Source organism: Gammaproteobacteria bacterium (assembly GCA_013816845.1).
Taxonomy (GTDB): Bacteria; Pseudomonadota; Gammaproteobacteria; order DSM-16500; family DSM-16500; genus Aquicella.
Genome location: JACDDU010000006.1, coordinates 83186 through 96623, shown reverse-complemented (window position 1 = coordinate 96623; position 13438 = coordinate 83186). Strand labels below are relative to the sequence as shown.

General features: G+C 35.7%; 10 protein-coding genes. 5 read left to right on the top strand and 5 right to left on the bottom strand.

The window, feature by feature from the left end; translation table 11 throughout:
- Nucleotides 1–162 precede the first annotated feature (162 nt).
- The 3 genes from glmS to H0W64_11280 are packed head-to-tail and all read right to left on the bottom strand — an operon-like array spanning nt 163 to nt 4669.
- Nucleotides 163–1992: a glutamine--fructose-6-phosphate transaminase (isomerizing) gene (gene glmS / locus H0W64_11290; protein MBA3662308.1), complete on the bottom strand. Its 1830-nt coding sequence runs from the start codon at nt 1990–1992 to the stop codon at nt 163–165.
- A 20-nt stretch (nt 1993–2012) separates the two neighbouring features.
- Nucleotides 2013–3377 carry a phosphoglucosamine mutase gene (gene glmM, locus H0W64_11285; protein ID MBA3662307.1) on the bottom strand — a complete coding sequence of 455 codons (1365 nt, stop codon included), beginning with the start codon at nt 3375–3377 and terminating at the stop codon, nt 2013–2015.
- On the bottom strand, nt 3377–4669 hold the full coding sequence (locus H0W64_11280) for a glycosyltransferase family 2 protein (protein MBA3662306.1): 1293 nt from the start codon (nt 4667–4669) through the stop codon (nt 3377–3379). The genes glmM and H0W64_11280 overlap by 1 nt, the downstream gene beginning before the upstream one ends.
- A gap of 459 nt (nt 4670–5128) precedes the next feature.
- On the opposite strand from H0W64_11280, the gene H0W64_11275 reads away from it, so the two are divergent.
- Both H0W64_11275 and H0W64_11270 read left to right on the top strand, forming a co-directional pair.
- Nucleotides 5129–6673 carry a hypothetical protein gene (locus tag H0W64_11275; GenBank protein ID MBA3662305.1) on the top strand — a complete coding sequence of 515 codons (1545 nt, stop codon included), beginning with the start codon at nt 5129–5131 and terminating at the stop codon, nt 6671–6673.
- A gap of 12 nt (nt 6674–6685) precedes the next feature.
- Nucleotides 6686–7525: a polysaccharide deacetylase family protein gene (locus tag H0W64_11270; protein ID MBA3662304.1), complete on the top strand. Its 840-nt coding sequence runs from the start codon at nt 6686–6688 to the stop codon at nt 7523–7525.
- 70 nt (nt 7526–7595) lie between these two features.
- Here the strand turns inward: H0W64_11270 and H0W64_11265 are convergent, their stop codons facing one another.
- On the bottom strand, nt 7596–8204 hold the full coding sequence (locus tag H0W64_11265) for a chloramphenicol phosphotransferase (protein MBA3662303.1): 609 nt from the start codon (nt 8202–8204) through the stop codon (nt 7596–7598).
- 324 nt (nt 8205–8528) lie between these two features.
- Between H0W64_11265 and H0W64_11260 the strand changes: the two genes are divergently transcribed.
- The gene (locus H0W64_11260; protein MBA3662302.1) at nt 8529–10238 is read left to right on the top strand and encodes an aromatic amino acid lyase; all 1710 of its coding nucleotides are present in this window, start codon (nt 8529–8531) and stop codon (nt 10236–10238) included.
- 74 nt (nt 10239–10312) lie between these two features.
- Nucleotides 10313–11806 carry a hypothetical protein gene (locus H0W64_11255; GenBank protein MBA3662301.1) on the top strand — a complete coding sequence of 498 codons (1494 nt, stop codon included), beginning with the start codon at nt 10313–10315 and terminating at the stop codon, nt 11804–11806.
- Between the two features lie 55 nt (nt 11807–11861).
- Here the strand turns inward: H0W64_11255 and H0W64_11250 are convergent, their stop codons facing one another.
- Nucleotides 11862–12410 carry an AAA family ATPase gene (locus H0W64_11250; GenBank protein ID MBA3662300.1) on the bottom strand — a complete coding sequence of 183 codons (549 nt, stop codon included), beginning with the start codon at nt 12408–12410 and terminating at the stop codon, nt 11862–11864.
- A 252-nt stretch (nt 12411–12662) separates the two neighbouring features.
- On the opposite strand from H0W64_11250, the gene H0W64_11245 reads away from it, so the two are divergent.
- Nucleotides 12663–13352 carry a DUF2807 domain-containing protein gene (locus H0W64_11245; protein MBA3662299.1) on the top strand — a complete coding sequence of 230 codons (690 nt, stop codon included), beginning with the start codon at nt 12663–12665 and terminating at the stop codon, nt 13350–13352.
- Nucleotides 13353–13438: the final 86 nt, after the last annotated feature.

Genomic DNA, 13438 nt, shown 5'->3' with positions numbered 1-13438 from the left:
AAACAGAAGATGTGATAGTAAATATCCTGTGCTAAATGATATAAACCTGGGGATTATTCAAGGCATTTTCTTATTAAGAGGGAGCATCACAACAAATTAAAATAATAAAATAACTTTTTTTTAAAACCATCTTGATTACTATTTTCATCGTTTTACTTTATATCATTCCACAGTAACGGATTTAGCTAGATTTCTAGGTTGATCAATATCGGTCCCCTTTAAAAAGGCGACATGGTATGCAATTAATTGGAGAGCGATAGTAAATAGAATAGGGGTTAATAAAAAATGTGATGCCGGTAAAACAATAACTTTGATTTGTTCACTTTCCTGGAACAAATCATTTTTATTAGTTATAACAATAACATTGCCACCGCGCGCAGTTATTTCACTGATATTCGATTTCATTTTATCAACCATTGCATCACGCGGTGCGAGAACGAGTACCGGTAGATTCTTATCGATCAATGCCATAGATCCGTGTTTTAGCTCGCCTGCTGGATAAGCCTGGGTGTGAATATATGAAATTTCTTTCATCTTTAAAGCGCCTTCCAAAGCAATGGCCACAAGTTGGCCGCGGCCTAGTAACATGACTTGGTTTTTTTGTGATAAATATTGAGCAATCTTGATTAAATCATTCTCAGTGGATAAAACTTGTTTGATGGAGAGAGAAATATTTGCTAATTCTTTGTGGAATTGCGCTGATAAATCAATGCGACGATGTGCTTTTGCTAATTCTAAAGTTAGTGATAATAAGACCATTAATTGCGTCGTAAATGCTTTGGTCGAGGCGACACTAATCTCAGGTCCAGCCGCGGTTAAAAGGTGATAATCAGATTCACGCATAATTGTGCTTTGCAATACATTACCAATGGCTAAGGTTAGAAAATAACCTAATTTTTTTGCTTTACGTAAGGCGCCCATGGTATCTGCTGTTTCACCGGATTGAGATATAGAAATGAATAATGTTTGTGGCTCAACAATCGTAGGTTGATAGCGGAATTCGCTCGCTACTTCTACTGTACAGGGGATCATCACAATTTTTTCAATCCAAGATTTTGCGACGAGTCCTGCATGATAACTCGTGCCACATCCCACGATGCAAATTCGTTTGATACTCTTTAATAAACTGAGATTATTTTTAGTTTTTAAATCCGACAATAGTTTAATAGCAATCCTACAGTCATCTATCGTTGCTTTACAAGCTTCAGGCTGCTCATAAATTTCCTTTAACATGAAATGAGGAAACTCATTTTTAGTGGAATGGCTCGGTTGGCAATCGACTTTGACTTTATCAGGCTCAGTTTCATTCCCATAAGTATCATAAATTCCGATTTTATTAATTTTTATTTCAGCGATATCACCATCATTAAGATAACTAAACTGGTCTGTATAGGCGCAGAGGGATAAGATATCTGAAGAAATAAAATTTTCATTAGTACCGTGGCCAATGATGAGAGGACTTCCCTTTTTAAAAGCATAAAGTTGATGCGGAAGTTTTTTATGAATAGCTAAGATTGCATAGCTTCCCTTCATTCTACCCATCAATCGACGAATTGATAAAATCATGTCGCCATGTAACTTAAATTGAGCTTGAAGGAAATGAGCTATCAATTCTGAATCTGTATCAGAGGTAAAAATAAATCCTTGTTGTAACAATTCATTTTTTAAAACTAAATAATTTTCGATAATGCCATTATGAACAATAGCAATTTCATTTTCAGAAAAATGGGGATGCGCATTTTTCTCGATGGGTTCACCATGGGTTGCCCAACGCGTGTGCCCAATTGCGAGGTCTCCGGAAAGAGGGTCAGCCTTTAAACATTCAATTAAATTTTCAATCTTACCTGAAAGTCTTCGTCTTTTTAACTGCTGATGATCATCTATAACCGCAATACCTGCCGAATCATAACCTCGATAAGATAACTTCTCCAAACCTGCTGTAATAATGGTAACAACATTTGTTTTAGCAATAGCACCAAATATCCCACACACGTTTCACCTCACTCCAACAATTATGCGCTGCGTTTTTCTAAGCGATTAACGATTTTTTGAATAGCATCGGTAATATCATTTGCAATTTCCTTAACAAGTGTTACATCTTCTCCTTCCACCATAACACGAATAAGAGGCTCCGTTCCTGAAGGCCGAATTAAAATACGCCCCCGTCCTGCTAATTTTAATTGTTGTTGTTTAATCAATTTTTTTATAACCGAATGTTCTAAATCAATTTTGTTCCCATGATGATTAATAGCCGTCAATTTCTGAGGGAATTTTGTCATTTTATTTTTAATATCATGTAACTCATTACCTGAAAAGATGAGTGTCTGTATAGCTTGCAAGGCAGCAATGATGCCATCCGAAGTTGTTGCGACAGGAAGGTAGACGATATGCCCAGAAGGCTCTCCGCCTAGCAACCATTGATTGTGATGTAACGCTTCAATAAGATTTTGATCGCCCACCCCAGCACGTTTAAACGGTATATCAAGATTTAAGAGACCATGCTCCAAGCCTAAGTTAGACATATGTGTGCCAACTACTCCACCTATCAGCCTGTTTTCTAATTTTAAACCTTGTGCAATAACATAAAGGATTTGATCACCATCAATAATCTCGCCTTTATGATCAATTAATAAGACTCGATCACCATCACCATCAAATGATATACCGAGATCTGCTTGGTGATGAATAACTGCTTTCTGAATGGCTTCAGGATTTAATGGGCCACACTTTTCATTGATATTCACGCCATCCGGCGTAATGTTGATAGGAATAACATTCGCTCCCAATTCTTGAAACACAAGCGGTGCGATATGGTAAGTAGCACCATGGGCACAATCGACAACGATCTTGAGATTTTGTAAAGATAAATGATGCATGACCGAACTTTTACAAAATTCAATATAACGTCCGGCAGCATCTTCAATACGAAATGCTTTACCCAACTTACTTAAAGAAACTGTTTCAATCGGAAGTTCGATCATTTGTTCAATTGAACTTTCAAAAGCTTTGTTAACTTTAAAACCATTCCGCTGGAAAATTTTAATGCCATTATCATAATAGGGGTTGTGAGAAGCGCTTATTAAAATACCAGCGTCTGCACGAAATGCTTTAGTTAGATAAGCTAAACCTGGTGCTGGCATCGGACCTAAAAGTAAAACGTCAACGCCTGCAGAGGAAAGTCCAGCTTGCAGGGCAGATTCAATCATATAGCCGGAGATACGGGTATCTTTGCCAATAACAACTTTGGTTCCATTAGCATTTATAATTTTCTTACCAATTGCCCAACCAAGCTTCAAGATGAAATCGACTGTAATGGGATGCTCACCCACTGGTCCCCGTATCCCATCCGTACCGAAATATTTTTTGTGAGTCAGCATTATTTCGTACCCCATTTTCCTGTTATCCTTAACAATTCCGAAGAATAACCATGTAAACAAGCTGGCACCATCATGGCGTAATAAAAAAGAATAAACATAATAAAGCCAAATTTATTTCTTCGTACTTTCAAATTATTTTTCTTGAATAATTTTTTTTGTCTGATATAAAAAATGGTATGAAGAAGTAAAGTAATCGGCAAAACTGCTAAAGTCATCGGTCCTGCTATGAAATAATAACCAAAACAGGCAAGGATTGCGCCAGGAATGAATGCAACAAAATAAATTAAATCAAGTCCTGGAAAAAATAAATCCCAATAAATAAAAAAAATGGGGAGCTTAGGTGTAATTAAAACTTTGGGATGATACCGAAACGCTTCCAACATGCCACGCGCCCAGCGACTTCTCTGTTGAAAAAAACCTTTATAAGTTGTAGGGACTGTCGTAAAGGAAATGGCATCTTCCGCAAAATCAATTCGGTATCCCTTTTCAAGAAGGGCCCACGTCAAGACAATATCTTCACCAATAATATGGGGCCAGCCTCCTACTTCTTGAATAAGATTTTTTTTGTAAATTGAAAAAGCGCCTTGCGCGACTAGAGTACCTTGAAAAAGACTTTGTATGCGTTTGATAGTTGCAATGGCATGGAAATAATCCCATTCTTGCAAACGCGTCATAAAACTTTCTCGTGAATTTTTAACATAAACACTACCTGCAACTGCTGCGGTGTGACTAGGCGCATTTAATTGACGTTGTACCAATTGAGTAAGGGCATCTCTCTGTAAATAAGTATCAGCATCCACAGTAACGATATAATCTGATTTTGCGAATGCTATGCCCTTGTTTAAAGCGTAGGATTTTCCGCGTTTGGTTTCTTGAAGTAAAACAAGTTTTTCATTCTTTAAATGATTTAATATTTCCCAGGTTTTATCTGAAGATCCGTTATCAATCACAATGATTTCCATATTACCTTGATAATCTTGTTTCATAATTGAATCGATGGTGTCTTCAATCAAATTTTCTTCATTTAATGCAGCGATTAAAAGTGAGATATCAGGCCAGGCTTTTACCGCTTTCGGCTTTGGGCGACGATCTAATAAGTAGGCAGCGAGAATAAAAAAATTCAAAAAGCCTGGGAGTAAGGCGAGGAAGAAAATAACAACGACTGCTATCACGGGCCCGACTAATTCGGAAAAATCTTGAATCCAAGGCAGCGCAAGCCAGGTCGAAAGGAAAAACCATCCAGTTCCTAAAGCTAAAGATGCTATAAATTTAATTTTTATGGGGACATACATAGATGAACTTGCTCCTACCATAACCGTATGATCATAATTTGGTCATATCTTTAAGTATAGAGGCGGTTTAGCATAATGGTGGCTTTTAAGTATTTGACTTTTTTATAAATATGATTTAAGTATTCGTGAAGCCTTTCAAGGACCTGAGGGCTTTAATTCCTTATAACACTTTGATATTTTCAATTAAGTCGTTGAATTTTTTAGGGCTGATTAAAAATAAATAGTGTTAATTAACGAAACATGATTGCTTACACTCCTATTATCATTCTTGCTTATTCAGAAGCGGAAATCCCCTTTAGCTTTGAAAATCGGTTAAAGCCCTTAATTTGTTTAGTGATAAACTTTCTGGGATAAGCTAATGTATCTACCAGTAAAAGAAATAGAATGGAGTAAGGTGAGACAAAGGGTAGAGTCGATCAATCTTAGACTTTAGGAATTAAGTCAAACAGGGAAGTAAAGATGGTTCGTATGATTACATTTCGTCATCTAATTGTTACAAGTATTTTATCAACGCTTCTTTCCAATGTTCATTCGAAGCCCCTCTCCATTACTGCTTATTCGAAAGAAATTAAAACCGCAAAAGAATATCTAAATAACGATAAAAGTAAGGAGGCGCTTGCCATTCTCCTTCCTGTAGCCAAAACTACAAATTCTGCCGATACCGAAATATTAGTGGCACAAAGCTATGCAGGCCTTGATCAAACAGAAATGGCGCTAAAATATTATCAACTCGCTTTAAAATCAGCCAAGAATAGTGAAGAAAAACGCGTTGCTCATTTTGGTATTGCAAAATCTCATATGGCGCTCAGTAATTACGTAAGAGCTAAAAATACGTACTTAATCATTCTGCAAGAACCCTTAAGCCAAGAAGATTATCAACTGGCTTTGGCTGGATTAGTCAAGTCTTTAGATTATTTAGAGCAACCCAGAATCGCTTATCGCACTATTCCATGTGGCATCGAATATCATTCTCAAGACTTAGTGGTGGCCTCGGCACAAGCATCTCTGGACGCTGGTTGGTATGATATAACTCAAAATGTTTTAACTAATAATGCAGCGATCATCCAAAAAATAAAACCGAATTCAGCGATCGATAGAGATTTACAAAATGTTTTATGGCAGACGCGGCTTGCCACCAATCCAAATAATTTAACACCTTCATTTTACTATTCCAGTGATTCAGAATCATTTATTATCCGCCATGCGACGCTTGATTATCGACATTATTGGAATTATACCTTTCAAACGCATTTAGGAACGGACTATATTGTTTACACGCAAAGTAATAAATTAATTGCAAAAGGATTTTATATCCAACAGGATTGGAATCCTACCCGCAATTTCGCCGCAAGCGTAAACCTTGAACCTATAGCATACAGTCATTGGCATCCTCTTCTCTGGGAAGCAAATTTAAATTTTACCCCTAATGATTATATCAACGTAAAAGCCATAGCTTTAAGAGAAATTGTAGAAACGTTCCCTGCCTTTTATCAACGAATCAGTGATAACCAATTTTCCTTAGGATTAAGGTTAAATCCTATTCCTTATTTTGCGATTGATAGTTCAGTAACGCGTCTAAATTTTAGTGATAACAACTTTAGAAATGGATATTATATTTCTGGTATTGTACAAATCTTTAATGATTTAGGACTTGCAGGCTTTGCAACGCAACGTGGTTTCACCGACAAATTTCAAGCCCCAGAGTATTTTAGTCCAAATCAATATGTAGAACGTAAAGCAGGTTTGACCCTCGCCCGTAATTTATGGGTCACTTGGAAATACTTTCTTAATATCGCCATCGGAAGACAATATATAACCCAAAATCCGGGCGATCCAACCGCATCAAGTCCCACCCGACAATGGGGATTAGGCATACGTGGACCAATCTCAAAACATTTTGTATTTAGTGCAGATTATGAAAATCTCTTACAAGCTTCATCTTTTAGAAATTCCGCAGATTATAAATACCAGTATGCAAATGTTTCTTTAGATATTCTGCTTTAAGTCCTTTAGAACATGACGAGAAATAAGCTTAGTAAAATTAAAATTCTACAATTAATTTTGAGTTTATTGATCGCATTGCTAATTATTATTTTATTCAAAACTTATTTTTTTTCTATATTTAATAAAAACATTTGTGAATTTCAGCCCTTCATAACAACCACTATACCGAAGATAAAAAATTTCCCGTGGAAACAAACCGCTTTGATTACTTTATGGTTTGATGATGCATATGCTTCGCAAGGCTCACATGAAGTTCTTCAATTGATGGATGAATATCAAATCGTCGGTGCCATTTCAGTTCCTACAACATTCATTTGCAAACCAGGTTATCTAAGTTGGAATCAATTAATACGTTTACAGCAAAAAGGTTGGGAGGTGGTCTCCCACGGTACCAACCATTATTGTAAACCTTATCGATATAACGATATCACTGTGGTGATCTCCGAGATAAAAGGTTCACAAGACACTTTAGTCAAAAAAGGCTTGCGCGCAGATCATTTTGTAATGCCTTGTGATTTAAAACCAGTATTAGTTCCCTTAGCGTGGGAATACAGTAAAAAAGTATACAAATCTTACCGGCGGGCAGCAGAGCAAATTAATCCTATTCCTGTCAGTGATGCTTATAATCTTTACTCATTCGCCATCACCAATCAAACGACAGACTTGGAAATAAAAAATTTATTAGAGAGCGCGTCGTTACAAAAAGGTTGGCTCATCCTCGTTTTCCATCGGATTGATCATTCAAAGGATGATGATGCCATCACTTTTGAAAAATTTGCTAAATTATTAAAAAACATTAATGACGCTAATATCCCCATCGCATTACCGTCGCAAGTCCTCAATATAAGATAGCGGTATTTTAGCACTGCACTTTAAGATTAAAGGAGTATTGTCTCATTCAATAGATTAATGATTTGAATTTTTAAATAAATTGCATTCTTAGTGTTTCAAACCCTCGCGGTGATGGATTAGCGCTCACAAAATCCAAAATTTGTTTTGCACATTCAAAGGATGAATGGTGCGTTGTGTCAACTTCCACATCGTAACATCGTGTGGGACCATGACATCGCTTCATTTGATCCCGCGCAGAACCCACGAAACGATCACCCCTTAAAATTTCACGTTCTTCTAATATTGTTTTGCCACAATGAACGCCAATAAAATATACGGGATATTGTGATAACGTCTGTACATAATTTTTTAATGATTCATCGCCCATTAATACTTCATCGATAATGATATTGAATTCTTGACTCGATAACAATTCAGCCACTTTCACAATGGCCTTATCTATTTTTTGACCATAGGGACCTATTTTTAAAGACATAATCAAACCGTCTTCATCAGTGCCTGCAATAAAATTATAGCCTTCGTCTGCTTTTTCACCACCCGCCCAATATTTTGTTGGCATCATATTAATCAGGGTATCAATTCCTAAGGTGAGCCACGGCTTAGTATCAAGATGTTGGATCGCTTTAGCGATATTTGTTTTTCCACTGCTCGTTGCCCCATTTAGTAAAATAATCATCATTCATTCACTCACTAATTTATGTTAATCTTTACGGGTTAATCTTTTGGATATACTTTAGCAAAAATGAGCAAATATTACTAAATGTGCATTACATTGAATGCTTTATCATTTTCCCCCTTCCAGCAAATAGTACGATTAATATGCTTTAAAACAAAATGATGACATTTTAATAATCGGGAGCGTTTACAAGGTAATATTGATCAACTTAAAGCATAATTTCTGCTTCTAGTGAAGACTTTATGTAATTTGCAATTAATGCAGCGGAATCCTGATAACAATCGCTTTAGTAGACTATAAATACAATAATAACAATGAGTGTTTTAAATGAAATATTCTATTTCAGCAGCGAGTAAAATACTTTTTATCTCTTTTTTTCTATGCACTACCCATCTTGCCTATTCTTATAACCCGGCACCTATCCAGCCCTTTATTCTCAATGGAAAAAATTTAACTATAGAGAAAGTTGTGCAAGTTGCGAAGCAAAATGCATTAATACAGATTGAAGCGGAAGCACTTGATAAAGTAAAACGCTCTCATCAATTGTTATTATTAGCTGCAGAAAAAGAGTTACCAATATATGGGTTAAATCGAGGCGTTGGTTTAAATAAAGATAAAATTATTTTTAAAGGAAACGTTATAACATCCCTTGCCCGACAAGAATCTGAAACATTTAATATGAACGACCTTTATGCGACGAGCGCAGCAATAGGTCCTGATGCTCCAAGGGAAGTGGTACGTGCAGCTATGCTTGCTAGACTCAATACGCTTTTGCTTGGGAACGCAGGGGTACAGCCTACTGTTGTTGAAATGTTTGCTGCTTTTTTAAATAATGATATTACCCCTATTTTTCCTTCTGGCGGCTCCATTGGTGAAGCTGATATCACGATTCTTGCGCATATTGGTCTTGCGATGACAGGTAAAGGTGATGTCTTATATAAAGGAAAACGCATGTCGGCAATTAAAGCTTTAAAGCAAGCTGGCCTGCAACCCTTGCATCTTTATGCTAAAGATGCGCTCTCCATTTTTAGTTCTAATGCTTATACAGCAGGTATGGCCACCTTAACAATTGATGAAGTGGAAAAACTGATCGACAAATATGATTTGTTAGTAGCCTTAAGTTTGGAGGGCATCAATGGAAATATTGCTCCGCTTCTTGAGGTTGTGCATGTAATACGCCCCTACCCTGGCCAAGGCATTTCGGCAAAAAATATTATTGATTATCTTCAACGAAGTTACCTTTTAGATAGATCGCCTAAAAGAGCACTTCAGGATCCACTTAGCTTTCGTACCGCAAGTCAAGTCAGTGGTGCAACCCGTGATGTGCTAAAAGATTTAAAGCAGGACCTTACCCTCCAATTAAATTCTTCAGATGATAATCCTGCTGTGGTGATTGATATCATTCCTGATAGCAATGCTTCTTCTCAAGAAAAAGCATTTTACATTAGTAATGGAACACTATCAGGAGCGGTGATTCCTACTGCTAATTTTGAACCCATTTCTTGGGTCCTCAATATTGAACGCTTAAATATCGCATTAGGTCATATGTCGGCTAGCGCTACCCAACGTATCATAAAATTAGGTTCTTTTTGTGTGAACCAACTCTCACGTTTTCTTTCACCTGACCAAGCCACCATTGCCTTTGCCGCAATCCAAAAACCCATTCTGTATTTGAATACTGATATACAACAACAAACCATCCCGGTATCAACGATTTCTTACCCAGTTGCGGGCGAGATTGAAGACACTGCAACGAATTCACTTTTGGTTGTCGAGCATTTAAATAAAATCGTTAATGAACTTTATCAAATTATGGGATTTGAATTAATACATGCAAGCCAAGCCATTGAGCTTAGGAAATTGCAAATACCGGGATTGATTTTGGGCAAAGCCACAACTGCGTTGTATTTTAGATTTCGTACTATAGTCCCGTTTTTGCAGAAGGACCGTGAATTAACACCGGATATTAAAAAGGCGTACGAATTTATAAGCAAATATGATATTAATCCAAAAAATACCTGCCAAAATTTCCATTAATTTTTGGTTATATTGAATTTGCGGAGTCTACAAAACATTTCCATTAATAATGACAGGATCACGAAAATAAATTTATGGATAATTATCAACTCGCAAGTTACTTGTATGAAATAGCAGATTATCTTGAAGCAATCCAAAATAAATTTCGAGCGCGCGCTTATCGCAAAGCAGCAAATATTATTAGTAACTTAACATCGCAAGTCACAACGTTAAAATCTAATAATTTTGATCTTCAGGAATTACCTTACATTGGCAAAGGAATTAATGGTGTTATTAATAAAATTTTATCAAATGAATTTAATGTAATTGAGTTTATTCTACACCACAATTACGCTTCTAATGTAATACAAAAATCTCCCTTACGTCTACATAATGCCAAGAAACTTGCTGAATTAGTTATACATATATTGGAAAAATTCGATAACATTATAAAAGTACATATCACTGGAGCATTAAGACGACACAACGAACTGATCGATCATTTAGAATTCGTTCTTGTTACTAAAAACAACTTCCATTGGCAAGATCTTGTCGGCTCCCCCTTGATCACCAACGTAATTATGAATGACGATCATGCAGAAGTAACAATTTTAAATGTTGTAAACATTAATTTATATGGTACTCATAACAAAAATGTAGGCGAAACGTTATTAAAGTCGACAGGCTCAACGTTACACTTAAAAAAATTAAAACAGATTCTTCCACTACAAACGTTTAATTTTCCAGATATGACAGAAAAGGAGATTTATAACTCCATTGATCTTCCTTATATTGAGCCTGAACTAAGAATGGGTCGTGATGAAATTTCTTTAGCTTTGAGTAATACATTACCTAAATTAGTTCAACTCAAAGATATCAAGGGTGACTTACATTGCCATACTAATGAAACAGATGGTGTTTTAGATTTAGAGCGCGTTGTAGAATATGCGATTTATCAAGGCTACGAATATCTTGCTATAACAGATCACTCTCAGCGCTTAAAAATAACCAATGGTTTGGATAAAAAACGTTTATTTAACCAAATTAAGTTAATTGATCGATTGAATAGTAAATTCAACAATTTTAGAATTTTGAAATCAAGTGAATGTGATATTTTAGAAGATGGGCGTTTGGATTTTCCTTCTGATGTTTTAAAAGAGCTCGATTTAGTTGTTTGTTCCGTTCATTCGCTCTTCCGCTTAACCAAATCCCAACAAACTACACGAATTATACGCGCCATAGAAAATCCGTATTGCACCATTTTAGGCCACCCTACAGGGCGATTAATAAATAATCGCTTACCCTATGAAGTTGATGTAGAAAAAATTCTCTCTGCCGCGCGAGATCATGGGTGTGCGGTCGAACTTAATTCTCAACCTTATCGATTGGATTTAAAAGCAGAATATTGCAATTTAGCTAAATCACTTGGAGTTAAAATATCTCTTTCGAGCGACGCTCATAGCTTAAGGGGATTTAAATTTATGGCATTAGGTCTGACGCAAGCACGGAGAGCTGGGCTTGAAGCTTCTGATATTATAAATACTTATTCTTTAAATAATCTTAAAAAATTTATTCGAAAAACTAACTAAAATTTGCGAACGATGGAAATCAATTAAATTTACCAAGGTTGTTGTTACGCTTGTATTATTTAATCTTGTAATTACAATGTATATTGGCTAAATGTTCCTCAACCCAAGCGCAGGATTCTTTATCAGTCATCTTAGTCGTATCCAAAATTAATACTTTCTTTTGTTTTGCTTGTGCTTCTAAATAAGAAGACCAATTATCCATTTCAGAATTAACCAGGTCAGGTTGATCTCTTGACAATGCTAGGCGATTATGGCGCTCTTCATTTTGACAATGAACTAAAATAACATCATATGCATGCCAATTTTTTTGTTTAAATGCTGCCTCAATATAATCTATATTTACTTGCCCTTCAAAGAAGATCATATCTTTTTCTTTAAAGTTTAAAATCAAATGGTCCACCCATTCGTGTGTCTTAGCTTCCTGCCATGCAGAAGGAGAACCGAATTCTCTAACCATATCTTCTGTATTTGGAATATCAATTGAATCAAAATGTATAAAAGAAACATTAGGCTTTTTTATTTTTTTCTTAAGAGCCCATAATAATGAAGTTTTACCAGCACCCGAAGCGCCAGTAAAAAATAAAATATAAGATTTTCTATGCATTACCTTACTCTATTCTTAGTTAATGGCCCAATACTATAAACTATTTAAAATTTTTTTTTTAAGATATTTAATAAGTTATTAATACACCGTATTAACGAGACTATTAATGAACAAACAAAAATTTAATTGCGTTTGAATTAATAACATTGATAAAAATTAGACTTAACTTTTCAGTACTGAAACAAATCCCTGCTGGGTCTTATTGTAAACTATCAGGTATAATTTATTTAAGTATAATTTGGGAAAATTACCGTGCTTATTTATACGAAAGCAGTACCCCTTGTTTTAATTGTTTTTTTAGTTCCATTATTGACAGGATGTGAGCGAAAATATATCAAGGGTGAAGGCACTGCAACGCAAGAAAGTCGAAAAATAACTAATTTTTCGACTATTGAAGCTGATGGTGAATATCATATTAAGGGAACAATAGGCACGCCTGAAGAATTGGTTATTAGCAGCAATCCCAACCTTATTCCCTATATTAAATCATCCGTCGATAACAAAATCTTAACCATTCATGTTGACGACTCCGTTAAGTTACTACCTTCTGTTCAACAAAATATTTGGTTCACTACCGATCAACTTCATACCTTAAATTTGAAGGGCAACTCTCAATTTGAAATGTATGACTTAAACGACAAACAGCTGAATTGTACTTTTAAAGGAACCCATATCGTAATGTTAAAAGGAATAATTACGAATTTAAAAATTGTGATTAATGGAAACGCTAACGTTAATGCCCAAGGTTTACAAGTAAGAGATGCTGAGATTGAAATCAACGGTTCCGGTCTCGTTGGCGTCGATATTTCTAATAACTTGAAGGTAAAAATTAATGGCGACGGCAAAGTTTTATACTATAACCATCAACCGAAAGTTGAACAAACTATTAGTGGCTCAGGAGAAGTAAGCAATGCTTTTGGCGCCTTGGAGCAGCAGAATTAAACAAGATAAAATGACCCGTAGTAACTAGTTAATGTTGTCTTTGGCTGACGATTTTAGTTGAGGTAATTTTATCTAATCAATTTGTT

Bases quoted from the DNA above. Each gene is read 5' to 3' on its own strand.
- glmM (MBA3662307.1), bottom strand. From the start codon at position 3,377: ATGCTGACTCACAAAAAATATTTCGGTACGGATGGGATACGGGGACCA.
- H0W64_11280 (MBA3662306.1), bottom strand. From the start codon at position 4,669: ATGTATGTCCCCATAAAAATTAAATTTATAGCATCTTTAGCTTTAGGA.
- H0W64_11275 (MBA3662305.1), top strand. From the start codon at position 5,129: ATGGTTCGTATGATTACATTTCGTCATCTAATTGTTACAAGTATTTTA.
- H0W64_11270 (MBA3662304.1), top strand. From the start codon at position 6,686: ATGACGAGAAATAAGCTTAGTAAAATTAAAATTCTACAATTAATTTTG.
- H0W64_11265 (MBA3662303.1), bottom strand. From the start codon at position 8,204: ATGATGATTATTTTACTAAATGGGGCAACGAGCAGTGGAAAAACAAAT.
- H0W64_11260 (MBA3662302.1), top strand. From the start codon at position 8,529: ATGAAATATTCTATTTCAGCAGCGAGTAAAATACTTTTTATCTCTTTT.
- H0W64_11255 (MBA3662301.1), top strand. From the start codon at position 10,313: ATGGATAATTATCAACTCGCAAGTTACTTGTATGAAATAGCAGATTAT.
- H0W64_11250 (MBA3662300.1), bottom strand. From the start codon at position 12,410: ATGCATAGAAAATCTTATATTTTATTTTTTACTGGCGCTTCGGGTGCT.